The following is a 23,000-nucleotide window of genomic DNA, read 5'->3' as shown; positions in this document are numbered from 1 at the left end:
TACCTGAAAGCGACGGCGTAGGGTAGGCACCGGGTCAAGGGCAACCCTTTTTCCCCGGGAGCCTTTAGAACATCGGGAGCAGAAAACCGGCGATCAGGGCTGCTGCCCCGATGCCGGTCAGAACGCGGCCAAGTACGACGGCGGTCCTCGCCACCTCTTCCGGCGCTGCGGTCTGCCACTGGGTGGGGCGCTTGGGGTGGTAGTAGATCGGCAAGGTGTCCCCGACGGCCAGGTCTTTGATGTCGTGGGGCGACATCGGCGCGTGATGAACCTGGAACTTGCGGTCAAACCAGCGAAAACCTGTTCCGCTCTCGTCAGCGTAGACCACAGCTTCAGCTTCTGACCACGGATGCACAAAGCGCCGCAGGATGCCCGAATAGAACAGCAGGCCGAGCCCGGCGGGCAGGCACAGCCAGGTCAGTATCTCCAGAATGGGACCTGCGATTTCAAGCACAGTGGGCATAAGTTGATGCTACCGGTGGTGCTTGGCTGCCGATAATTACGGCCGCTCAGCCCGGTAGTGAGCGGCCGTTCATCCAGAGGAAATCACGGGCCGCTGGCCTCCGCTCCGGACCCTCTTTTCACCGCGCGAAAGCAACTATGTAACGTGCAGGAAACATGACCGCCATGCGGTATTCACACAGCGCCCAATTGCGTAACATCCCCGCAACCCAGCACGGCATGGACGGAAACAAGAGGCCACAACTATTGACCAGGGGGATTGCGCGGGCCAGATGTCCGGGTGATCAGGATCAATGGAAGGAACCGGCGTGGACATCACTGCGCAACATGTCTGGATGATGATCGCGGCGGCGATGGTGCTGCTGATGACTCCCGGACTTGGCCTTTTCTACGGCGGCATGACCCGGGCCAAGGCGGCCCTCAACATGATCATGATGAGCTTCATCTCGGCCGGCATCGTTGGTGTTGTCTGGGTTCTCTGGGGCTACTCCATGACCACGGGCGAGGGCGTGCTTGGCATCTTCGGTAATCCCTTCGCCAACTTCGGCCTGCAGAACCTCATGGGCTCACCCGATCTGATCAAGGCCGGCTTCAGCGCCACGTTCGCGATCATCACGGTGGCCCTGATCAGCGGCGCCATTGCGGACCGGGCCAAGTTCAGCGCCTGGGCCCTGTTCGTCCCGCTGTGGATCACGCTGGTCTACTGCCCGCTCGCCTACATGATCTGGGGCGGCGGCCTCATGAGCGCCGGCGGTGCCATCACCGCCGTCTTCGGCCAGGTGATCGATTTTGCCGGCGGCGCCGTCGTGGAAATCAGCTCGGGCACGGCCGCCCTGGTGCTCGCGCTGGTGGTTGGCCAGCGCCACGGTTTTGCCAAGGATCCCGGCCACCGCCCGCACAATGTCCCCTTCATCATGCTGGGTGCTGCCATCCTGTGGTTCGGCTGGTTCGGCTTTAACGGCGGCGCCGCCACCACCGCGGAGCAGGCCGGACTGGTCTGGATCAACACCCTGGTCACCCCGGCCGCGGCCATGCTGAGCTGGCTGCTCACGGAAAAGGTCCGCCACGGCCACCCCACGTCCCTGGGCGCAGCCTCCGGCGTTGTGGCCGGCCTGGTTGCCATCACGCCGTCCTGTGCCAACATCAGTCCAGTGGCCGCAGTCGGCCTGGGCCTGGTGGCCGGAGCGGCCTGCTGCGTATTTGTTGACTTGAAGTTCCGTTTCGGCCTGGACGACTCCCTGGACGTGGTGGGTGTGCACCTCGGAGCCGGCCTGATCGGAACCCTGGCGCTGGGCTTCATCGCCCTCCCTGTGGACGGCCAGGGCGGCGGCCTATTCTATGGCGGCGGACTCCAGCAGCTGGTGGCACAGTCCGCGGCCGTAGTGGTCACCGTGCTGCTGTCCGGCATCGTCACCCTGGTCATTGGCCGGGCCATCCACCGGTTTATCGGCTTCCGCGTCAGCCACGAGGCCGAGACCGTCGGAGTGGACCTGTCCGAGCACGCAGAGAGTGCCTACGCGTTTACGGAAACGGGCCGCAGCTTCAACCCTGCGGGGCACCACCAGCTGTCACCTGCCGTCGCCGGCGGGGACACGGCCGCGGAGGTTTACGCCCGTCGGGGCAAGGAAAATACCTTCGCCTAGGCTTCAGCCTTCGTCACACAGCAGGTGGTACCAGCTGTCTGCCAACACCTCGAGCGCGTGCTCACGGTTCGGCTCAAACTTACGGCGGGTCCACAGCGTGGCCACGTAATCGAGCGACGTGAAGGCGAGCGTCCCCCTGATGTGGCGCGTTTCCTCCGGGAACCGGCCGGCCAGCTGCATGCCCCGCACGATGTCGGAAATGACTTCTTCGTGCCACTCTTCGAGCATGGCCCGCACGTCCCGGTCCACAGCCGCGGCCTCGTCGAGAACGTCGAGGTAGGGGCGGAAAACCGGCCACAAAGCCGCCCGTGACTCCAGCCAGGCAAGGATGCCGGACAGCTCGCCTGCGCGCACAACGTCCACAAGCTCAGGGGCGGTGGTGCCCTGTTCGGGGGCATCCGCGCGCTCCAGCACGGCATTGACGCGCGCCATGAAGTCACGCATCAGATCGCTGCGGGACGGGTAATACGCGTAGAACGTTGCCCGCGTGGTTCCGGCCGCCGCGGCAACCTCGTCAATGGTGGTGGCGGCGTAGCCCTTCTCCGTAAACAACTTCAGTGCCCGCTCGACGATCACGTCCCGGGTCAGCTGTTTCTGGGCTTCTCGCAGCGACGACATGCGTCCATCCTATCCGTGGTGTGTGGCGGCCGGATGCATCAGACACCCGCCGCAGCTGCCCGCTGCAGGGCCTCCGGACCGGCGTTGGCCAGCCTGCGCAGTTTGGGGATCGGGATCCGGTAGTTGATCGCGGCGGCCGTGCCGGAACCGTCCTGGTTGTCCCAGCGCATCAGCACCGAGTCCGTACCGTCGCCCGGCTCGCAGAAATCAGGGGTGCCGGCCACGGGCGTGTAGCCCACCGCCTTGAGCGAGAGTCCGAATCCCTCGGTCCAGAAGTACGGCTGGAAGGTGAACCCGGGCGCGGCATCACCCTGCAGAAGTCCGACGGCGGCTGCCTTCGCCTGGTCGATGGCGCTCGTCCACAGCGGAATCCGCTGTACGCCGCGGCTGGTGGGGAAGAATGCCACGTCGCCGGCGGCCACGATGTCCGGCCGGAGCCGGCCACGCGAATCCACGCGCAGTGAACTATCGGTGAGGAGTCCCGAGCCGGCCAGCCACTCAACGTTCGGCTCGTCCCCGATGGCGGTGACCACGAGGTCCGCCGCCACCGTGGTGCCGTCTGCCAGGACCACCTGCGGCCCGTCGTCGGAATCCGCCATGCTGGCCCGCCCGCCGCGGATGATTTTCAGGCCGCGCCGGGTGGCGGCGGACGTGAAGATACCGGCCAGATGCTCACCCAGCTGCCGCGACAGCGGCGTGGCATCAGAGACAAGCGTGACGTCGCAGCCCACGTGGAGGCACCCGGAGGCCACCTCCATACCGAGCGGGCCGCCGCCGATGACCACCACCGAAGGTCGCGATGCCACCAGTTCCTTGAGGAGGGTCGCGTCCTCGATGGTGCGCAGCGTCAGCTCCCGCGGAGTGCGGGTACCTTCCTCAGGCAGTCCCGCCGCAAGGCGCTTCGCCCGGGAACCGGAGGCGATGACCAGCCCGTCATAGGGCAGCTCGCCGCCTCCTTCCAGGCGCACCAGCCGCGCATCAACGTCCAGGCCCGTGGCGCTCACGCCCAGCAGCTCGGTCGCTTCATGGGTGGGCCGGGGCAACTCGTGGGCCTGCAGGTTGTCCTCGCCGTTCCCGTTAACACCGTGCAGCAGGGCCTTCGACAGGGCGGGCCGGCTGTACGGCTGGTGCCGCTCGGCACCCACCACCGTCAGCTCGCCGTCAAAACCGGCAGACCGCAGCGAGTCGCAGGCCGTCAGCCCTGCGATCCCGTTGCCAACCACCACAATCCGGCGCATTGTCATGCCGCGGCCAATCGCAGCGCGGCCACCGGGCAAATCCGGACCGCCGCCTTCGCGGCGTCAAGCTCCGCCCCGTCCACCTCCGGGACATCGATGACCAGTTCGCCGTCGTCGTCCAGGTGCATCAGCGCCGGCGCGGCTTCCTCACAGAGTCCGTGTCCCTCGCAGCGCGGCCGGTCGAGTTCGATCTTCATGCTGCCACCACCTTTTCGACCTGGAGCTTCTCGATGCTCCGCGTAATATTGCTCGGTTCCCGGACCTCGTCACCGAGCGTCAGCGTCTGCACGCGGCGGGCGAGGCCTTCGATGACGGCGTGCGCTTCCAGCTTCGCCAGTCCCTGGCCGGCGCAGCCGTGCGGGCCGTAACCGAAGGACAGGTGGTCCACCGGGTTGCGCGCGACGTCGAAACTGTCCGGGTTTTCGTAGTGCCGCGGGTCGCGGTTTCCGGCGCCGAACAGGATGCCCACTTGAGCGCCGGCGGGGATGGTCACGCCGTCGGTCTCCACGTCGCGGGTTGCCTTGCGGCCCCAGATGTGGACCGGCGCCCAGTAGCGCAGCACCTCGGCGAAGGCTGCGGGAACCAGTTCCGGGTTGGCCCGGACCAGGTCGAACTGCTCGGGGTGGCGCCCGAACAGCGCCACGATGTTCCCGATCGCGGCGATGGTGGTATCGACGCCGGCGCCCAGGTACTGGTGGATGATGTGCCCTGCGGTGCCTTCGGGAATCTCGCCCCGGGTCTCGGCGTCGAAGATTCCTCGGCCGATGGAGCCGGCGGCGAGGTCTTCGGCGGTAACCGACGAGCACCAGCCGTAGAGTTCCCCGGCAATGGGGAAGCTCTCCTGGGTGCGCTGGTTAAGCGGGCCGATGACCTGCATGGCGGCCTGGCCCCAGCGGAGCATGTTGTCCTTGACATGTCCCTGGAACCCGATGAGGTCGGCCACGATCTCGATGGGGAATGCGCGGGCCAGGGAATCGATGGCCTCGAAGCTTCCGCTCTCGGCGAGCTCGGCAACCAGCTTGTCGGCTTTTTCGTCGATGGTGACCTTGAGGCCGCGGAGCGCCCGGGGCGTCAGGTTCTGGGAGAGCGTTGCGCGGAGCTGGGTGTGCAGGGGCGGGTCGGAGGCCAGGGAGGTGCCCTGCAGTGCCTCATTGACCATGGGGTTGAAGCCGATGCTGGCGGACGAGAACGTTTCCGGATCACCGAGTGCGTCGCGGATGGCGTCGTAGCGCGTCAGGACGTAGAGGTCGTTCCTGGGGAGGTGGACCACGGCAGCCTGCTCGCGGAGCGCGGCGTAGGTGGGGTAGGGGTCAACGAGGACGTTGTCATCCCAGATGTCGATGTCTGACTGGACGGGTGCAGTCACAGTATTCTCCTTGCGGCTTGGAAATGGTTCGATGAAGTTTTTTGGTGGAATGGGACGGTCAGCTAGACAACAGCCCCGGCGTTTTCCTGGGTGGTCCCGGCGACGGCCTCGGTCATGGGTGCCGAGGACCGGGCGGAGATGAACAGGGTCAGGATGGCGGAGAGGATGGCCGCGACGCCGGCCGTGAAGTACACGGCCTGGAATCCCTGGCCCAGCGAGGTCCCGGCAACGCCCTGGATTTGCGGCTGGGCGGCGTTGAGGGCCTGGACCATACCGTCGACGGCGGAAGCGGGGGCGCCGCCGGCCGCGGCCTGGCCGGAGAACTGCGCGATCACGCCGTCCCAGCCGGAGAGGAAGCCCAACGGCGGTACGTTCGCCAGCCCGCTGACGGCCTCGGCCGGCAGCCCGGCTCCGCCGAGGATCCCGGCAAGGGGACCCGCAAAGGCCGTGGCTCCGATACCGAAGGCAATGGCTGAGCCGACAACGGGGCCGAGGGCGAAGCCGAGGTCACGCAGGAGGTTCGTTGTGGCCGAGGCCATGCCGATCTGCCGGGGCGGAACGGTGTTGATGGCAACAGCGGTGACGGAGCCGACCGTGAGGGCGAAGCCGATGCCCAGCACCAGGAGCGGCGGGATGAACGCCGTCCATGGCGTGCCGCCGAAGGCCTCCGGAGTGCCGAGGGCGAAGGTCGAGAGCCAGAAACCGGACACGGCCATCAGGGCGAAGCCCGCGGTCAGTACCCAGCGCGGGGCCACGTGGTGAATAAGCCATCCCACCGCCGGGATGAAGGCGAACGCAGGACCTTGGATGAAGACGAAGAGCACACCGACCTTCCAGGTCTCGGCAAGGGCGAGTCCGCTGACGGCGACACTGGTGCTGAAGCAGATCGCGAGGAAGGCGAACATGCCGGTGACGGCCACGATGCCGGTGATCGAGTAGGCACTGTTCCTGAACAGCGAGAGGTGGATCAGTGGCTCGGCCGTGCGTGACTCGATGATGACGAAGGCAGCAAGCAGGATGACGCCAACGACGTAGCTGGCAATCACCTGGGCGCTGCCGAAGCCGGCGTCCACCGCGGTCACCGTGGCGTAGAGGACAGCGATCAGACCGAGTGCGAGCGTCGCCTGGCCGGGCAGGTCGAGCTTGCGCCGCCCGTCCGCAGCCGCAGAGTCCTTCGCCCGGAGAGCGACCATGAGCACCAGCACGGCAAGGCCTGCCGCGATCAGGTAGGCCGCCCGCCAACCGCTGAATGTGTTTGGGGCGCCCGGAGCCACGCCCGGCACGGTAAAGAACTGTGCCGTGAATCCGGCGAGCACCGGGGAGATCACCGCGCCGAGGGACAGGAACCCCGCCCAGGTGGCGATGACCTTGGCCCGGGCCCGGTGGTCGGGCGTGATCGCCGCGATCATGGACAGCGAAATGGGGAACAGGATGCCCGCCCCGATGCCGCCGACTGCCTGGGCGAAGATCATCACTTCGGTGGTCTGCGCCAGCACTGCCAGGACGGAGCCGGCAACACTGACTGCGGCTCCGACGTAGAGCAGCTTCTTGCGTCCGAACATGTCGCCCAGGAGGCCCCAGCTGAGCTCGAACACCACAATGCCCATCAGGAACATGCCCGCGATCCACGTCAGGCCTGCACCCGACGTGCGGAATTCCACGGCAAACGTGCCGCTGAGGGCGCCGGGCAGGGCGTTGGTGATCTGGGCCAGCGTTACCGCACTGTAGGCGGCCACGAAGGTGGCCCGTACCGAGCCGCGGCTCGACACCTTGAAGGTCTGACTCATCGATGAAACTTCCTTGTCTCCGGTCGATTTCTACGTGTTGCCCCAAAGAACCGGCGTCCGGCGGGGCCAACTGGATGTGGCGCTGCCCACATTGTGTGGTAAATCTTTACACAATGTCAAGAGCACCTACGGCACGATTGCTTCATAAGCGTCATGATCGAAAAGCCACCAAACACTTCGGCTATTTCCTTGACACTATGTATAGAAATATGTGATGCTGGCTACACCTGCAACGGAGCGCCTGCACAGTCCGGCTCCGCGATCCCCAGCATTCAGCAACCCCACCTTCAAGGGAGAAGCCCAGTGAGTCACACCGCACCCGTCGCCGCCGGTGACGCGTCCCAAGCCCCCGCCGGGCCGACAGCCAACACGGTCCTCGGTCCCGTTCCCGCCCACGAACTGGGCGTGGTGGCGGTGCACGAGGCGCTCCTGTCGGTCCTCCCGGGCGCCCAGTACGCCCCGGACATCTCCATGGACCGGGCGGAGATCTTCGAGGCCCTGGCAGCAAAGCTCACCGAGTTCCGCGGGCACGGCGGTCAGACCATCGTGGACAGCACCGGCATGTTCCACGGCCGCGACCTGAAGCTGTACGAGGCACTGTCCCGCTCCACCGGCGTCCACATCATTGCCTCGACGGGCCTCGGCCCCGAGGAAGAACTCGGCGGCTACTTCCTGACCCCGCAGACCAACCCGCCCACGCCGTGGCCGGCAGAAAAGTTCGCAGACCTCTTCGGCAAGGAGGTCACCGAAGGCATGGTGATCCCCCGCGTTGAACGCCGCGCTGCTGCCGGCATCGTGGCCACTATCGCCGACCGTGCCGGCATGACTCCGATCGAAGAAAGCCTGTTCCGCGGCTCCGCCCGCGCCGCCCGGGACACCGGCGTGCCGGTCTCCATCCGGTTCGGCGCTGACGCCCTGCATGACCTGGACATCGTCCTGGACGAGCAGATCGGGGCCGACCGGGTGCTGGTGGGCGGCCTCGACCGCCGGGACGCCAAGGACTCGGCCGTCCAGGTGGCGGCCCGCGGGGCGTTCGTGGGCATCGACCATGTGGGCCTGAACGACCACGCCGATTACGTCACCGACCAGGAGCGCGCCGAGCTGGTCCTCGAGCTGGTCAAGGCCGGTCATACGGACAAGATCATTCTTTCGGGCAACTCGATCGGCGTGGCCAAGGGCGTGCCCGAGTACAACCTGCCCTTCAGCCACGTCCTGACCACGTTTGTGCCTTTCCTTAAGTCCCGGGGCCTGAGCGAAGAAGACGCCCGGCGGATCCTCGTGGACAACCCCCGCAACCTGCTGACCGTGCGCTAAAGCACCGTCCAGCCCCCCCCCCCCCCACATAACAAGCTTTCGAACCCCTGAGGTGAACGAATGACCAAGGTCAACACCGTGCTGGGAACCATCCCGGCCGAAGAACTGGAAATCGTGGCCGTCCACGAACACATCGGTTACGGCATGCCCGGCTCCGAGCTGGACACAAAGTGGTGGAAAACGCCGGAACAGGCGTACGAGGAAACCGTGCCGAAGCTGCGGAAGTTCCGCGAATACGGCGGCGGTACCTTCGTGGATGCCACGGGCATCTGCAACGGCCGCGACGTGGACTACTACAAGTCGCTGTCCCGGAAGACGGGCGTGCACATCGTGGCCTGCACCGGCTTCGTGGGCGGCGACACCGCCCTCCCGCACTTCTCCCGCGCCACCGTGGACTACCTCGCGAAGGTGTTTATCCACGAGATCACGGTCGGCATCGGCGACACCGGCGCCAAGGCCGGCGTCATCAAGGTCGGAGTAAGCCGCGGCGGACGGATGACCAACCTCGATAAGCGCATCTACCGCGCCGCGGCCCGCGCCGCCGTCGTCACCGGCGCCCCGATCCTGACGCACCTGGCCATCGACCCGGAACCGGCCGTAACCATCTTCAACGAAGAGGGCCTCCCGCTGGACCGTGTGCTCTTCGGCCACGCCGACGACGGCCTGAACGCTCCCGTCACCCCGCATGACTGGATCTACGAGCAGGGCGGCCGCATCGGGTTCGATACCTTCGGCTACGACCTCGAACTGCCGGACCCGCCGTTCTGGGGACGCAAGCGCGCCGAACGCATGGAGCACTTCGTCAAGCTCGTCAACAAGGGCTACGCGGACAAGCTCCTGGTCTCGGCCGATGCCAACTGCAGCCCGCTGGGCTGGCCGGGGGTGAAGGGCCACACCATCAACTACATCTTCGAGGACATGATCCCCGATATGCGCGCCGCCGGGATCGACGACGCCACCCTCAAACTCCTGCTTGAGGACAACCCTGCCGACTTCCTGTCGCTGCACGCCTGATCCCGGACAGACCCGCCACAACTACCCCTCCCCAGGCGCAGCCTGGCTCATGAAAGAGACTCATCCAATGAAGGCTGAAGACATCAAGAACCTCAAGATCGCCGTCATCGGCGCAGGCTACGGCGGCGCTGCCACGGCAAAGGCCCTGAGCCTGCTCGGCGCGGACGTCACGGTCTACGAGCAGGCTCCCCGGATGGGCGAGGTGGGCGCCGGCATCGGCCTGCGCCCCGCCACCATGGCCCGGTTCCGCCAGTGGGGGATCTTCGACGCTATCGCCAACGTGAGCTCGGCAAGCGACTACTTCGAGATCCTCACGGCCACCGGTGAGCCCATCATGAAGGACACCTGGCCGGAATTCGGCGACGAAAAGCACACATACCTCATCCACCGCCGCGACTTTATCGAGGCCCTCGTCGGCGTGCTCCCCGAAGGCATGGTGCAGCTCGGCCACCGGTTGGAGACCATCGAAGACAAGGGCAGCCGCGCCGTCCTGACCTTCACCAACGGCACCACCGCCGAGGCCGACCTGGTGGTGGGTGCCGACGGCATCAAGTCCACAGTGCGCGAGCAGCTCTTCAGCGACAAAGGCCCGGTGTTCTCCGGCGAGCACGCCTACCGCGTGGTGATCTCCGCCGACGATGCCCACGGCATGGTGACCGACGACAACCTGCGCATGTACATCGGCAAGGGCACCAAGGTCTACCTGCTGCCGCTGCGCCACCGCAACCAGATGTCCTTCGACATCACCGCCCTGAACCCGGACAGCACCTGGGCGCCCGCCATCACCAAGGATGAACTCCTGAAGACCGTGGAAGGCTTCGACGAACGGATCGTGGCGATCGCCCGCGGTTTGGACATGGACACCGTGAACATCCGCGCCGTGTACGACATTGACCCCGTCGAGAACTGGCACACCGACTCTGTTGTCCTTATGGGCGATGCGGCACACTCCATGCTGCACCACCAGGGCCAGGGTGCGAACTCCGCCATTGAGGACGCCGGCGCGCTCGCCGATGCCCTCGCGCAGGCCGGTTCCGTCAAGGAGGCACTGGCACTGTTCCAGGCGACCCGCAAGCCGGTCACCGACGAACTGCAGCGCATCTCGCGCCAGGGCTGGAGCGAGGAAGAGGTCAACGACGTCTTCCCGGGCCAAAAGCCGGCTTCGCAGCAGCCTGCAGAAGCAGCGAAGGCCTGAACGCCATGACCATCCATCCAGAAATTGCCAAGATCCTGGCTACCCTGCCGGCGCCCGACGGTTCCCCGTTGGACCCTGCCGCCATGCGCGCCGGCGAGGCCGCACACGTAGCGCCGCTTGCCGACCGGCTGCCGCTGCACGCCGTGGAGGACCTCACGGCCGCCACCAAATCCGGCCAGGTGCCGGTCCGCATCTACACGCCTGCCGAGGCCGACTCCTACGGCGTGCTGGTGTACTTCCACGGCGGCGCGTTCTTCCTGGGCAGCCTGGACACACACGACCATGTTGCCAGGGCGCTGGCCAAGGAGACCGGCTACAAGGTCATTTCTGGGGGCTACCGGCTGGCCCCGGAGGCTGCGTTCCCCGCCGGACTCGAGGACTGCTACGCGGTGCTCCGCTGGGCCGCCGAACAGGGCACTGCCCTGGGTTGGGACGGCAAGAACCTCGCCATCGCGGGCGACAGCTCCGGCGGCAACTTCGCGGCCGCCGTCGCCGCCAAGGCCCACGATGACGGGTTCGACGGCGTCACGCACCAGATCCTGTTCTACCCGTCGGTAGACCTGGACTTCGATGAGGAGCGGTATCCGTCGATGCGGGAGAACGCCGTCGGGTACGGGCTCGAAACTGCGGGGCTGAAGCCCTTCAATGCCTTCTACCTCGACAGTGGCGCCGATCCCGCCGATCCCCTGGTCTCCCCCATCAAGCGGGAAGACCTCACCGGGCTGCCGCCGGCCCTCATCATCACGGCCGAACACGATCCCCTGCGGGACGAAGGCGAGCTTTACGCCCGGCGCCTGCGGGATGCCGGAGTGGACGCCACGGTCAGCCGGTACGCCGGCGCCAACCACGGCTTCGTCCAGAACTTCTCCTGGCTCCCCGAGTTCTACCGGCCATTCCGCGAAGCAGCCGGCTTCCTGAACGCGAGGGCCGGGCAGTGACCCAGCCGGTCGCCGTCCATCCCCTGGTCTCCCCGTGGGGCCGGTTCGGGCTCTACAGTTTCTTCATCGACGCTCCGGAACCTGCCATCGTGGACACGGGGATCGCCTCCTCGCCCGCCGAAGGCATGGCGCCGGCGCTGGCGGCGATCGGCCGGAACATCGAGGACGTCCGCTGGATCTTCCTGACCCACGGACATATTGACCACATCGGCGGCGCGTACGCGTTGTGGGAGCTCACCGGACGGCGTGCCCAGGTGGTCATCCACGAAGCTGACGCACCGTTGCTCCGCTCACGCCGTGCCCACGTGGACGAATACCTTGCCGGACGTGCCCGGTATCTGAAAGAACCGGACGGCGAGGCGAAGCTGACGGCAGCCACCAACGCCGTCATCTCCGGTGAAATGGAGCCGACGCTGCTGGTGCGGGGCGGCGAAACCATCTCCCTCGGCGGCGACGTCACAATCTCCGTCCACTCGATCCCGGGCCACACCCCGGGGTCAGTGGCCTACGTGATTGACGGACAGAACGACGTGTTCGTCGGCGACGCTGTCCAGGTCCATGGTGCTGCCAACGGATTCCCCGGCTTTGTGGATCCGGCCGGTTACCGCAGCGGCCTCCAGTACCTCACCGATGAGGTCCGTCCGCAGCACCTCTACCTGGGGCACCCCTACCGGACCGCGGAGGGCACACCCTACGGTGTGGAGCTCGACGCCGATCAGGCCCGGGAAGCGCTCCGGGCCAGCCTGGAAATCGAGGCCCGCGTCAGTGCAGCGGCGTGCAACTGCCTGGCGGCCGGGCTGCAGGATACGGACTCACCGTATTCACCGTTCGCCGGTGTGGCCGCGGACCTGGGCTACAACGGCGATCCCACACTGGAGCCGTCGCCATTCTTTACAACACTGCACGGCTACCGCACAACGTTCGGCCGTTTGACCGAAGATGAGGAGATGAGCACTCGTGGATGACTTCCAGCTTGTGAATGCCGGCGCTGAGAAAATTGCAGTCCGCAAGGACCTTCGGGTCCCCATGCGCGACGGCGTTGAACTCGCCGCGGATGCCTACCAGGGCACCGAGGACAAGCCGCGCCCTGCCCTCGTGGCGCTGAGCCCCTACGGCAAGGAACTGCAGGCCCTCGCCCTGACCACCCCGCCGCAGCGCCGCCCCAGCCCCATGTGGGACGGCTGCATCGAGGCCGGGGACATCGCCCGGATCGTCAAGGAAGACTATGTCCACGTCATCGGCGACCTGCGCGGCTCCGGCGACTCCGGCGGCGAGCACATCGGCAACTACAACGCCGGCGGCGTCTCGCTGGGCCAGGACGCGTACGACTTCATCGAATGGGTCGCAGCGCAGCCCTGGTGCGACGGCAACGTGGGCATGGTGGGCATTTCCTACTTTGGCTCCATGCAGGTCCTGGCCGCGGCCGAGCGCCCGCCGCACCTCAAAGCCATCTTCGTTTCCGGCGGCCACTACGACTTCTACGAAACCACCTACCACGGCGGCGTGATGTGGTTCATGCCCCGTGCGGCCCGTGAAGGCCGCGGCGGCGACTCCGGCTGGGCCTTCACGGACAACGTCAAGTCCCGCATGATCGAAAAGTACTCCCCGGAGGAGCTGAAGAAGCTTGTGGCCGAGCGCCTGCAGGATCCGGACGTGGCCGCCTGGCCCAACCTGGTGCACGTGCTGAACTACCCCAAGAACCACGAGGCCTGGTTCGACATTGTGATGAACGAGCTCGACGGCGATTGGTACGAGGAGCGCAACCCGATCACGCTGGCCCCGAACATCGACATCCCCGTCTACCTGCAGCTCGACCAGGGCCGCGGCTGGACCCTGGACGGCACCATCGAGCTGTACAACGGGCTCAAGGGCCCCAAGAAGCTGGACATCGGCCCCTACCCGCCCATGCAGTCGCGCCCCTTCATCGAAGAGCACGACAAGATGTTCCGATGGTACGACCACTGGATCAAGGGCATCAACAACGGCGTGATGGACGAGCCGGCCGTGAGTGTCTTCGTGGAGGGCTCCCGCGAGGTGGTCACCGCGGACCAGTGGCCGCCGAAGGACGTGGAGTACAAGTCCCTGTACCTGCGCCCGCGCGGCAAGCTTTCCCCGGAAGCAGAGCCAATGGGTGCCGAGTACGCCGCTCCGGACGGCTTCTACCAGGCACCGCTGACGGTCACGGACAAGGTGGAGATCCTCTCCTGGAGCACCGATACGTTCGAGACGGCCACTGAGCTGATCGGCACCGGGGCTGCGCATATCTTCGCGGAGATCGACCAGCCGGACACCAACTTCATCATGCGGCTCTGGGACTACGCTCCCAACGGCAAGCGCCAGCTCATCACCAGCGGATACCTCAAGGCCTCACACCGCGAGCTCGACGAACGCACCACCGAGGGCAACCCGTACCACCCGCACACCCGCTCGGTGCCGGTGGAGCCGGGCCGGATCGAGGAGTACGTGCTGCGCCTCTACCCGTTCGCAAACACCTTCATGCCGGGCCACCGCCTGGTGGTGGAACTGTCCAACGACGAGCCGCTGGCCGACGAGCACAACGCGCTCCTCCCTCCGGACGCGTTCCACCTGCCGGTGGGCCGCCCCGTCACGCACAAGATCTACCGCGACGCCGCCCACCATTCGCGGCTCGTCCTGCCGTTCACCACGGGCAAGGGCCACTAAAGGCAACGCACGACGCCGGATCCTGGTCAGTCGGCCAGGATCCGGTAGAGTGCGCGGCGGGTTTCGTCGAGCTTCTCGATTGCCGCGGTGCGCTGACCTTCGGTAGCGGCGGTCCGGAACTGATGGATGACCCCCATCAGTTTTCCCACACTCTGGTGGAACGCAGGCCCCGACCCTTCGGCGTCGTTATTCCAGGCGTTCTCAAGCTCCTCCGCATGCTCTGCCACGTAGGCCTTGCCCGCATCGGTGAGCGTGAAGTCCGTCCGCCGGCCCTCGCTCAGTGGTGTCACCAGTTCCTCGTCCACCAGCTGCTGGAGCGTGGGATAGACCGACCCCGGGCTCGGCCGCCAGGCCCCTGAGGTTTTTTCAGCGATGGTCTTGATCAAGCCGTAACCATTCGACGGCGCTTCGGCCAGGAGCGACAGGATGGCCCACCGGACATCACCCCGTCCGGCCCGCCTCGAACCGGGCCCGCCGCCTGGCCCGAACCCTGGACCAAAGCCGGGTCCAAAGCCGCCGCGCGGCCCGAATCCCGGGCCGAACCCGCCACCCCTGTGGCCATGCGGACCGCGGCGTCCCCGCCCGCGCCCAAACTTTCCCCGCCCGAATGGCGGTTCCAAAAACTTCTCATCGTGTATGCCTTTCATGGTGGCATCGTCCCTTCATGTTCGCTGGAATCGGTGAACCTATCACCGATAGTTAACGATATATCGTTAACTATCGGTTCGACAATAGGTATTACGGAAAGTCGTTGGGAAATTGCGGCTTGGCATCAGTTCATCCAGCCTCTGGCTGCGGCAGCCCCTGCGGCGTATCCTGTTCAAACGCTGCTAGCTTGAGGGCTGATCAATGGCGACGAAGAATCGCGGGCATGGGACGGCCGGGACCTTGGCAAGGATCCTCGGGTTCTTCATCGCGAGCGCCCTGTGCGGCGTCCTGGCTGCCAGCCTGATAGTCCCGGCCGTGGCGGCCGCCAGCCTCGGGGTCCGCACGTCAATAGGATTTTTCGACAGCCTCCCCGAGGAACTCACCGTTCAGCCGCCGTCGCAGTCCACCAAGGTCCTCACCGCCGACGGTCAGCCAATCGCCACGTTCTATGCCGAGAACAGGGTCCGGATTCCGCTGGACCAGATGTCCCCGTACATCAAAGACGCCGTGGTGGCCATCGAGGACAGCCGCTTTTATGCCCACGCCGGCATCGACCCCCAGGGCATCGTGCGGGCGCTCGTGTCCAACGTGACCTCCGGCGGGCGGCAAGGCGCCTCCACCATCACCCAGCAATACGTCACCAACGTCATCAACGAAGCACGGCTCTCGCAGGACAAACGGGATGAGGTGATCCTGAGCGGCCAGAAAGACATGGGCGACAAACTGCGGGAGATGAAGCTGGCCGTCGCGCTGGAAAAGAAGTTCACCAAGGAACAGATCCTTGAGGGTTACCTGAACATCGTGTTTTTCAACAGTGACGCCTACGGAATCGAGGCCGCTTCCCGGTATTTCTTCAGCAGCACCGCCAAAGACCTGACCCTTCCGCAGGCAGCATTGCTGGCCGGGCTGGTCAACAGCCCCACCTTCTACAACCCCGCCATCAACCCGGAAAATTCGATGGCCCGCCGCAACCAGGTGCTCGACGAGATGCTCAAACTGGACAAGATCACCCAGGTCCAGCACGACGAGGCCGTGGCCACCCCCATCGAGCTGAAGATCAGTCCGGAGCGGCAGGGCTGCGCTAATGCCACCATGGCACCCTATTTCTGCGACTACATCTCACACCTGATCCTCAACAACCCCGCCTTCGGAACGAGCCTGATCGAACGGCAGCGAAAGCTCTACCGCGGCGGCCTGACCATCACCACCACCTTGGACAGCAGGCTGCAGGCAGCGGCCCAGGCTCAGGTGGACGGTACGGCGGGTCCCAACCCGGACCGATGGGGAGCCGCCCTGACCACCGTGCAGCCGGGCACCGGCAAGATCCTGGCCATGGCGCAGAACACTGTATTCCTGGCCGAACCCGGGAAGTTCGATACCCACCTGAACTTCAACGTTGATGCCAGGGATCCCCAGGGCAATGACCTCAACGGAGCCGGTGGCTTCCAGCCCGGGTCCACCATGAAGCCGTTTACGTTCGCTGAGTGGCTGAATGAAGGCAAGTCAATCACGGCAGAAGTGGACGCTTCCCGTCGGGTCTACCCGCTGGGATTCCCGTGGCGGTCCAGCTGCGGAAAGGTGATGGGCGCCTACAGCACGGCACAGAACAATCCTGAACTGGGCGCTGCCGATGACCTGCAGAACGCCGAAGAGGGCTTCTACCGCAAAATGCCCATAAATTACGGGCTGTACAACTCCATCAACACCGCCACCTTCGCCTCCGCAACCCAGCTGGACTTCTGCGGCATCCAGAAAATGGTCGACGCCGTAGGCCTGCACAGCGGGCTGGATGGCGCCCCGATCAACATGCACCAGCTGGGCAACCTGCTGGGCGCCATCGGCGTGGCACCCCTGCATATGGCCAACGCGTTCGCCACATTCGCGAGCGACGGGAAGTACTGCAACCCCATAGCCCTCGTGGAAATCATCGATGCCACCGGGGGCAAGCTCCCGGCCCAGAACGTCGAATGCCGGGACGCTGTGAAGCCTGACGTTGCCCGGGGCGTCAACTCGGTGCTGCAGGATGTGCTGGTCAAGGGCTCCGGCTTCTGGATCAACCCGAAGATCCACGACAAGATGCCGACTGCCGCCAAGACCGGCACCTCGAACAACAACGGATCCACGTGGGTAGTGGGATACACGTCGGGCCTGTCCACCGCGTCCTTCTTTGGTGATGCGCTGGAGGGCCAGAAACGCTCCGGCCAGAACGTCACCATCAACGGGACCTTCTACCCCCGGCTGGATGGCTGGATGATTGCCGGGCCGCAATGGGTCAATTACATGTTGAAGGCGGCTCCGCTGTATCCGGCGAACCCGTTCCCGCCGCCACCGGCTGCCATGATGAAACCGACCTACTACGCTCCGGTCGCGCCCACCACCCCCTGGGTTGCGCCCCCTCCTGCCGCCCCGGCAGCCGTTGCCCCGGTCCCGGCTCCGGAATCACCGGTTCCGGCACCACCGGCTCCGGAATCACCGGCTCCGGAATCACCGGCTCCGGCACCCGAACCGCCGCCTGCACCAGCGCCGCCGCCCGCCCCCGCTCCCGAGCCGGCACCTGCTCCCGTTCCTGAACCGGCCCCGCCGGCACCCGAGCCTGAGCCGGAGCCGGAGCCCGATCCTGAACCCGAGCCGGACCCGTCCGAGCCGCCGCTCCCGCCGGACCTGCCGCCTGATGCCGGCTTCCAGGGAGGCAGGCGCTAAGTTGTTCCGCGCCAGAGCCGCTGCCACCAAGAGCGCTTCGGCTCCGGCCGGGCGGCCAGGGCGCGGGCCGCGCGCCGCTCGTGCCACCGGGCCACTTCGGCGTCCACGTCCCGCGTTTTGGTAATGACGGGCGGGCCGCCCTGGAGCTGGCGCCGGGCGTCAATGACCCGGGCGTTGAAGTCCGCAAGGAGGTCACGGACCTGCTTTTCTGTGAACTGGGCATCGAGCCGGCCGTCCAGTTCGGCGTCCTCGGTGCGGAGCAGAATGGCTTTGGGACCCAGTCCGCTGAGGTTCTCACGCTGGATCAGGCCTTTGACCCACCAGTCGGGATCGTAAGCCTCACCCAGCCCCGGGATGGGTTTGCCCGCGTATTTGAGGTTGTCGAACTTTCCCTGCGCCATGGCGTCCCTGATCAGGTATTCCACCCGCCGGGCATCGTCCACCTTCTTGCGCTTCTCTCGCTCCTTCGCCTCTGCCGCCTCAAGTTCGGCTTCCTCATCGGCACTGATGCCCGCTCCGCGGTAGGAGCGCAGCTCCGCTCCACGTTCCAGCCGCCGTCGAAGTTCGCCTGACCCGCCCATCGCCCCGCTGCCTCCCTGTCCGCCTCATTCCCCAGGTTTCCAGTATTCCTAAGGCACCGGCGGTCAGGGAAGCCCCAGGGCCGGCACCCCGGCGTCGGCTACAACCACCGCGCCGCTCGCCGTCGAATCCGGGTTCAGCATCCAGCCCATCCGCTTGGCCCTGCTGAGGATTACAGCGCTTTCCACGAGCTCAATCTCCGGAATGCGTTGCTGGAGGGCCAGCTCGGCGTTCATGACATCCGCCAGCGACTTGAGCCACATGAGGATGACGAAGTTAGTCCTCCCGCTGGTGGATGCGTTGAGCCGGACTGTCCGGAGGCCGCGAAGTTCCGCTGCGGCAGCCTCGTGCTGGCCGGGCGGGACGTTGGCGAACCACTGGCAGCTCACCGGGTAGCCGGAGAGGTTCTGCGCAACGTCGCACCGGAAGGTCAGCGGGCCGCTGGATATGACCCTGTTCAGTTGCCGCTGCACCGTCGCCGGGCTTCGGCCCAGGCTCCGGGCAATGTCGGCTGCGCTCGCCCTCCCGTCACGCGCCAGGAACGGAATCAGGTCCATGTGGCTTGGCGGCAGCGGGCCGCCGGAGCGCGGTCCCGCATGGGCCGCATCCTGGCCAACCATTGCCTGCAAGGCATTCTGCTGCGCGGGATCCAGCGCGTTCAGCCGCCACACATGGCCGGCGGAGTGCAGGCGGGTGCCCAGCGAGGTGCGGTATTTCAGCAGTCCCGGGATTTCCTTGAACCGGGGCAGAACGTGGTCCGTGAACTGCTCCAACGTGGGCGAAATGACCGTCAGCATGAGGTCCCTGTTGCTCGCGGCTTCCTCCACCGTGACCACGTCCGGGATGGCGGCCAGCTCGGCGGTGACTTCGGCGCGCAGCCGCATTTCGCAGTCCACATCCACCAGCGCCAAGCACATCTGTTTGGGATCGCCAATCAGGTGTGCGGTGGTCCAGGCAGCGCCCGCAGCCTTCAACTTGTCCCAGCGCGCGGCCAGCGTGGTGGCATGTACCCCCAGCACTTCCGCCGCGTCGGACCAGCTGATGCGGGGCGCCACCTGCAGGACGTTGATAAGGGCCAGGTCCTCTTCACTGAGCATCACTTCGCACCAACCTTCCGTTGCATTGAATGAATTCTGCATTTCCCAGCATACTTTTGATTTTTTCCAGTTAGTTCGACGCCTGTGAACCACGTCACCCCACAATGGACAGCAGAGCAACAACGGCCGCATTTCCAGAAGGAGAGCAGATGTCAATTACCGCCGACGCCCAGGAGCTGCAGGCAGAGCTTGTCCAGCTTCGTCGTGGGCTGCACCAGGAACCCGAGACCGGCCTGCAGCTGCCCCGGACCCAGGAAAAGGTCCTCAAGGCGCTTGACGGCCTGCCGTTCGAAATCACCCTGGGCAAGAGCACGACGTCGGTCACCGCGGTCCTGCGGGGCACCGCACCTTCTGCGCTTGCCGCGAAAAATGAGGCGAAGCCGGCGGTCCTCCTCCGCGCCGATATGGACGGCCTTCCCGTGCAGGAACGGACGGGGGTGGAGTTCTCGTCCAAGGTTGAGGGCGCCATGCATGCCTGCGGCCACGACCTCCACACTGCCATGCTCGCGGGAGCGGCCACCCTGCTGGCCGAGCGCCGGGACCAGCTGGCCGGCGACGTTGTCCTGATGTTCCAGCCGGGTGAAGAAGGCTGGGACGGCGCATCCCACATGATTGCCGAGGGTGTGCTGGACGCGGCAGGCCGCCGGGTTGATGCCGCTTACGGGATGCACGTCTTTTCGGCCTTGGAGCCCCACGGCCGGTTTGCCACCAAGTCAGGGGTGATGCTCAGCGCGTCAGACGCGCTCACCGTCACTGTACTGGGCGCAGGCGGCCACGGCTCGGCGCCGCATATTGCCAAGGATCCGGTGACCGCGGCAGCCGAAATGGTGACCGCCCTGCAGGTCATGATCACCCGCCAGTTCAACGTCTTCGATCCGGTTGTCCTGACGGTGGGCGTCCTCCAGGCCGGCACCAAGCGCAACATCATTCCGGAATCAGCCAGCATCGAAGCGACCATCCGCACGTTCTCGGAATCCTCCCGGGAACGAATGATGACCGCCGTCCCCACACTGCTGAAGGGGATCGCCTCTGCCCACGGGCTGGAGGTGGACGTAGACTACCGTCACGAATATCCCGCCACCATCAACGATGTTGACGAGACACATACTGCCGAGAAGACCATTGAGAATCTCTTTGGAACCTCGCGCCTCTCCCGCTGGGCCACTCCGCTCGGGGGCTCCGAGGACTTCTCCAGGGTCCTCGCGGAAGTACCGGGAACGTTCATCGGCCTCAGCGCCGTCGCCCCCGGCGCAGACCATAACGCCACTGCCTTCAACCACTCCCCGTACGCCACTTTTGACGACGGCGTCCTCTCCGACGGAACTGCGCTCTATACAGAGCTGGCCGTCTCCCGCATCGCAGCCCTGGCCTCGGCCCACTAGAACCTCCCGGAGCACACCATGACCACAACTGCAGGCGTCCCAGCTGACGTCCAAGTACACAAGTCCCACCTGCGGACGCTCGTCGGCACCGGCATCGGCAACGCCGTTGAATGGTACGACTGGGCCATCTACGCCACGTTCTCACCCTTCATTGCCAGTGCCCTGTTCAGCAAGGCGGACCCGACGTCGGCCTTCCTGGCCACCTTGGCGATCTTCGCCGTGGGCTTCGTTGCCCGGCCCTTCGGCGGATTTGTGTTCGGCTGGATCGGCGACCGCATCGGCCGCAAGACCTCGATGACCTTTGCAGTGGGCCTCGCCGCCCTCGGCAGCCTGCTGATCGGCATCGCCCCCACCTTTGAAGTGGTGGGAGCTTTCGCCTCCGTCCTGCTGCTGGTGGCCCGGCTCATCCAGGGCCTGGCCCACGGCGGCGAGCTGCCGTCGTCGCAGACCTACCTCTCCGAGATGGCACCCAAGGAAAAGCGCGGCTTCTGGGCAACCCTGATTTACACTTCGGGCACCGCGGGCATCCTGGCCGGAACCATGCTCGGCGCCATCCTGTCCAACGTCCTGAGCACGTCCGACATGAACGCCTGGGGCTGGCGGATCCCGTTCCTGATCGGTGGCGCACTGGGCCTCTACGCGCTGCTGATGCGGGCCCGCATGAAGGAAACGGCGGCCTTCGAAGCAGAATCACCCAAGGAAAAGCACGAGCCCATGTGGCCGCAGATCTACAAGCACCGCAAGCAGGCCCTGCAGGTCATCGGCCTGACCGTCGGCCTGACTGTCTCCTACTACATCTGGGGCGTCGTGACCCCCAGCTATGCGTCCTCCGTCCTGAAGATGGACCGCGGCGAAGCCCTCTGGGCCAGCGTGATCGCCAACGTCCTGTTCATCGCCGCCCTGCCGTTCTGGGGCAGGCTGTCGGACCGGATCGGCCGCAAGCCCGTCATGATCATGAGCGCCGCGGGCGCCGCCCTGCTCCATTTCCCCATGACGTGGCTGCTCAAGGACTCCCCCTGGCAACTCGCCGTCACCATGTCCGTGATGCTGTTCTTCATCGCCGGCAGCGCAGCGATCGTCCCGGCCGTTTACGCTGAACTGTTCCCCACCAAGATCCGTACCGTCGGAGTGGGCGTCCCCTACTCCATCTGCGTGGCACTCTTCGGCGGCACCGCACCGTATCTGCAGGCCTGGCTTGGTTCCATCGGGCAGCCCAACCTGTTCAACGTCTACGCGGTGGTCCTGCTCGTCATCAGCATCGCGTTTGTGTTCACCATCCCCGAAACGAAGGGCAAGGACCTGACCCACTGATTCTCTGATCTGTTTGTCTGATCTTTGCCAGCCGTCGCCTCACCCGAGGCTGATCACCAACGCTCTCTCACTTGATGCGGGAAAAACAGCGACCCTCTCTCACTTTCTTCAAGAAAGTGAGAGAGGGTCCCGGTAAAACCGACATTAAGTGAGATAGCGTCATGTTTGGCTCCGGGGCGGACAATCTTCAGGCGGGCAATATCGGGCCGGGCGTCACAGTTATCAGTGCGCGCTCCCACAGGGTAAGTCTTGAGGGAGCGCGCGGTACTTTAGGCACCGCGCCCTACTTTTGAGGACCCACATGAACGCCCACCCTGCCAGCCGCGACGCCCGGCCCCTCACGCTGCTCTGCGCCTTTGCGCTCAAACAGGCAGTCGAGGGCACTATCCTGCCCGCGTACCTCCGGGCCGGCGGGCCACCGGTCGAGGCCGTCTATGAGCCAACGTTCCGGCTGCTGACGCGGATCGAGTCGGGAGCCCGGCCGGATGTGATGGTTGGGATCACCGGCTCGCTGGCGGACCTCGTGACGGCCGGTGTTATGGCGGACCCCAAGCCCGTTGCCCGGACCGGCGTCGGCGTTGCCGTTGCGCCGGAGGCAGCGATCCCGGACATCAGCAGCGTGGACGCGTTCGTAAGCGCGGTGACCAGCGCCCGCTCGGTGGCCTACTCCCGCAGCGGACCCAGCGGCATCTACTTCGCCGGACTGCTGGAACGGCTCGGGATTGCGGAGCAGGTCAAAGCCAAAGCCACCGTGGTCGATTCAGGACCAACGGCATTGGCGCTGCTGGACGGCCGCGCCGACCTCGCCATCCACCAGCTCAGCGAACTTGTCCTCGTGCCGGAGTCCGTCATCATCGGCCCGCTTCCGGAGGCCATCCAGGAGTACACGGACTTCTCGACGGCGCTGGGCACCCCTGCGTCCCTGCTGGCGGACCAGCCTGCGGGCGCCGCGGAGCTGCGCGACTTCCTGCATGGCCCCGAAGCCAGGGCGGCCTACGAGGCCAACGGACTGGAAACTGCCTAAGG

At 65.8% G+C, this 23,000-nt stretch carries 20 protein-coding genes; 11 read left to right on the top strand and 9 right to left on the bottom strand.

Annotated features, from left to right (window positions below; genetic code table 11):
• Positions 1-64: 64 nt before the first annotated feature.
• Complete coding sequence (locus GUV69_RS18190) at positions 65-463, bottom strand: hypothetical protein (protein ID WP_164204988.1); 399 nt, start codon at positions 461-463, stop codon at positions 65-67.
• A gap of 307 nt (positions 464-770) precedes the next feature.
• Here GUV69_RS18190 and GUV69_RS18185 point away from each other — a divergent pair, with 307 nt between their 5' ends.
• Positions 771-2,105, top strand: a complete 1,335-nt coding sequence (locus GUV69_RS18185; protein WP_223883767.1) for an ammonium transporter — start codon at positions 771-773, stop codon at positions 2,103-2,105.
• Positions 2,106-2,108: 3 nt separating this feature from the next.
• On the opposite strand, the gene GUV69_RS18180 is transcribed toward GUV69_RS18185, so the two are convergent.
• The 5 genes from GUV69_RS18180 to GUV69_RS18160 all read right to left on the bottom strand — a co-directional run bounded on the left by GUV69_RS18180 (position 2,109) and on the right by GUV69_RS18160 (position 7,114).
• Positions 2,109-2,723, bottom strand: coding sequence for a TetR/AcrR family transcriptional regulator (locus GUV69_RS18180; RefSeq protein WP_164204984.1), 615 nt, complete (start codon positions 2,721-2,723; stop codon positions 2,109-2,111).
• A 38-nt stretch (positions 2,724-2,761) separates the two neighbouring features.
• Positions 2,762-3,967, bottom strand: coding sequence for an NAD(P)/FAD-dependent oxidoreductase (locus GUV69_RS18175; protein ID WP_164204982.1), 1,206 nt, complete (start codon positions 3,965-3,967; stop codon positions 2,762-2,764).
• Complete coding sequence (locus tag GUV69_RS18170; protein ID WP_164204980.1) at positions 3,964-4,158, bottom strand: ferredoxin; 195 nt, start codon at positions 4,156-4,158, stop codon at positions 3,964-3,966. The genes GUV69_RS18175 and GUV69_RS18170 overlap by 4 nt, the downstream gene beginning before the upstream one ends.
• Positions 4,155-5,327: a cytochrome P450 gene (locus GUV69_RS18165; RefSeq protein ID WP_164204978.1), complete on the bottom strand. Its 1,173-nt coding sequence runs from the start codon at positions 5,325-5,327 to the stop codon at positions 4,155-4,157. Before GUV69_RS18165 ends, GUV69_RS18170 begins: the two co-directional genes overlap by 4 nt.
• Positions 5,328-5,389: 62 nt before the next feature.
• Complete coding sequence (locus tag GUV69_RS18160) at positions 5,390-7,114, bottom strand: MFS transporter (RefSeq protein WP_164204976.1); 1,725 nt, start codon at positions 7,112-7,114, stop codon at positions 5,390-5,392.
• Positions 7,115-7,417: 303 nt separating this feature from the next.
• Between GUV69_RS18160 and GUV69_RS18155 the strand changes: the two genes are divergently transcribed.
• From GUV69_RS18155 to GUV69_RS18130, 6 genes are all read left to right on the top strand, one after another.
• Complete coding sequence (locus GUV69_RS18155) at positions 7,418-8,428, top strand: phosphotriesterase family protein (protein ID WP_164204974.1); 1,011 nt, start codon at positions 7,418-7,420, stop codon at positions 8,426-8,428.
• A 60-nt stretch (positions 8,429-8,488) separates the two neighbouring features.
• Positions 8,489-9,442: a phosphotriesterase family protein gene (locus GUV69_RS18150; protein WP_164204972.1), complete on the top strand. Its 954-nt coding sequence runs from the start codon at positions 8,489-8,491 to the stop codon at positions 9,440-9,442.
• A gap of 67 nt (positions 9,443-9,509) precedes the next feature.
• Positions 9,510-10,637: an FAD-dependent oxidoreductase gene (locus tag GUV69_RS18145; RefSeq protein ID WP_164204970.1), complete on the top strand. Its 1,128-nt coding sequence runs from the start codon at positions 9,510-9,512 to the stop codon at positions 10,635-10,637.
• Positions 10,638-10,642: 5 nt separating this feature from the next.
• On the top strand, positions 10,643-11,575 hold the full coding sequence (locus GUV69_RS18140) for an alpha/beta hydrolase (RefSeq protein WP_164204969.1): 933 nt from the start codon (positions 10,643-10,645) through the stop codon (positions 11,573-11,575).
• A complete protein-coding gene (locus tag GUV69_RS18135; RefSeq protein WP_164204967.1) occupies positions 11,572-12,540 on the top strand; it encodes an MBL fold metallo-hydrolase in 969 nt (322 codons plus the stop codon). Before GUV69_RS18140 ends, GUV69_RS18135 begins: the two co-directional genes overlap by 4 nt.
• The gene (locus GUV69_RS18130) at positions 12,533-14,257 is read left to right on the top strand and encodes a CocE/NonD family hydrolase (RefSeq protein ID WP_164204965.1); all 1,725 of its coding nucleotides are present in this window, start codon (positions 12,533-12,535) and stop codon (positions 14,255-14,257) included. Before GUV69_RS18135 ends, GUV69_RS18130 begins: the two co-directional genes overlap by 8 nt.
• Positions 14,258-14,283: 26 nt before the next feature.
• Here GUV69_RS18130 and GUV69_RS18125 read toward each other — a convergent pair whose 3' ends face one another.
• Complete coding sequence (locus GUV69_RS18125; RefSeq protein WP_164204963.1) at positions 14,284-14,904, bottom strand: PadR family transcriptional regulator; 621 nt, start codon at positions 14,902-14,904, stop codon at positions 14,284-14,286.
• A 202-nt stretch (positions 14,905-15,106) separates the two neighbouring features.
• On the opposite strand from GUV69_RS18125, the gene GUV69_RS18120 reads away from it, so the two are divergent.
• On the top strand, positions 15,107-17,605 hold the full coding sequence (locus GUV69_RS18120) for a transglycosylase domain-containing protein (protein ID WP_164204961.1): 2,499 nt from the start codon (positions 15,107-15,109) through the stop codon (positions 17,603-17,605).
• Here GUV69_RS18120 and GUV69_RS18115 read toward each other — a convergent pair.
• Entirely contained in the window at positions 17,602-18,186 is a 585-nt protein-coding gene (locus tag GUV69_RS18115) for a DnaJ family domain-containing protein (protein ID WP_164204959.1), read from the bottom strand. The genes GUV69_RS18120 and GUV69_RS18115 overlap by 4 nt on opposite strands.
• A 63-nt stretch (positions 18,187-18,249) precedes the next feature.
• On the bottom strand, positions 18,250-19,281 hold the full coding sequence (locus GUV69_RS18110; protein ID WP_244292902.1) for an Lrp/AsnC family transcriptional regulator: 1,032 nt from the start codon (positions 19,279-19,281) through the stop codon (positions 18,250-18,252).
• 149 nt (positions 19,282-19,430) lie between these two features.
• Between GUV69_RS18110 and GUV69_RS18105 the strand changes: the two genes are divergently transcribed.
• The 3 genes from GUV69_RS18105 to GUV69_RS18095 all read left to right on the top strand — a co-directional run bounded on the left by GUV69_RS18105 (position 19,431) and on the right by GUV69_RS18095 (position 22,998).
• Positions 19,431-20,663 (top strand): M20 metallopeptidase family protein, encoded by a 1,233-nt coding sequence (locus tag GUV69_RS18105; protein WP_164204956.1) that lies wholly within the window; start codon positions 19,431-19,433, stop codon positions 20,661-20,663.
• 18 nt (positions 20,664-20,681) lie between these two features.
• On the top strand, positions 20,682-21,974 hold the full coding sequence (locus GUV69_RS18100) for an MFS transporter (protein ID WP_164204954.1): 1,293 nt from the start codon (positions 20,682-20,684) through the stop codon (positions 21,972-21,974).
• Between the two features lie 301 nt (positions 21,975-22,275).
• Complete coding sequence (locus GUV69_RS18095; protein WP_164204952.1) at positions 22,276-22,998, top strand: molybdate ABC transporter substrate-binding protein; 723 nt, start codon at positions 22,276-22,278, stop codon at positions 22,996-22,998.
• Positions 22,999-23,000 lie beyond the last annotated feature (2 nt).

This window comes from [Micrococcus luteus] ATCC 49442 (assembly GCF_010367585.1).
GTDB lineage: Bacteria > Actinomycetota > Actinomycetes > Actinomycetales > Micrococcaceae > Arthrobacter > Arthrobacter luteus_A.
This window is presented reverse-complemented; position numbering and strand designations above follow the sequence as displayed.

What these genes read in the sequence shown, in the direction of transcription:
- GUV69_RS18190 (WP_164204988.1), bottom strand. Translation starts at nt 463, where the DNA reads ATGCCCACTGTGCTTGAAATCGCAGGTCCCATTCTGGAGATACTGACC.
- GUV69_RS18180 (WP_164204984.1), bottom strand. Translation starts at nt 2,723, where the DNA reads ATGTCGTCGCTGCGAGAAGCCCAGAAACAGCTGACCCGGGACGTGATC.
- GUV69_RS18175 (WP_164204982.1), bottom strand. Translation starts at nt 3,967, where the DNA reads ATGACAATGCGCCGGATTGTGGTGGTTGGCAACGGGATCGCAGGGCTG.
- GUV69_RS18170 (WP_164204980.1), bottom strand. Translation starts at nt 4,158, where the DNA reads ATGAAGATCGAACTCGACCGGCCGCGCTGCGAGGGACACGGACTCTGT.
- GUV69_RS18160 (WP_164204976.1), bottom strand. Translation starts at nt 7,114, where the DNA reads ATGAGTCAGACCTTCAAGGTGTCGAGCCGCGGCTCGGTACGGGCCACC.
- GUV69_RS18150 (WP_164204972.1), top strand. Translation starts at nt 8,489, where the DNA reads ATGACCAAGGTCAACACCGTGCTGGGAACCATCCCGGCCGAAGAACTG.
- GUV69_RS18145 (WP_164204970.1), top strand. Translation starts at nt 9,510, where the DNA reads ATGAAGGCTGAAGACATCAAGAACCTCAAGATCGCCGTCATCGGCGCA.
- GUV69_RS18140 (WP_164204969.1), top strand. Translation starts at nt 10,643, where the DNA reads ATGACCATCCATCCAGAAATTGCCAAGATCCTGGCTACCCTGCCGGCG.
- GUV69_RS18125 (WP_164204963.1), bottom strand. Translation starts at nt 14,904, where the DNA reads ATGAAAGGCATACACGATGAGAAGTTTTTGGAACCGCCATTCGGGCGG.
- GUV69_RS18120 (WP_164204961.1), top strand. Translation starts at nt 15,107, where the DNA reads ATGGCGACGAAGAATCGCGGGCATGGGACGGCCGGGACCTTGGCAAGG.
- GUV69_RS18115 (WP_164204959.1), bottom strand. Translation starts at nt 18,186, where the DNA reads ATGGGCGGGTCAGGCGAACTTCGACGGCGGCTGGAACGTGGAGCGGAG.
- GUV69_RS18110 (WP_244292902.1), bottom strand. Translation starts at nt 19,281, where the DNA reads ATGCTCAGTGAAGAGGACCTGGCCCTTATCAACGTCCTGCAGGTGGCG.
- GUV69_RS18105 (WP_164204956.1), top strand. Translation starts at nt 19,431, where the DNA reads ATGTCAATTACCGCCGACGCCCAGGAGCTGCAGGCAGAGCTTGTCCAG.
- GUV69_RS18100 (WP_164204954.1), top strand. Translation starts at nt 20,682, where the DNA reads ATGACCACAACTGCAGGCGTCCCAGCTGACGTCCAAGTACACAAGTCC.
- GUV69_RS18095 (WP_164204952.1), top strand. Translation starts at nt 22,276, where the DNA reads ATGAACGCCCACCCTGCCAGCCGCGACGCCCGGCCCCTCACGCTGCTC.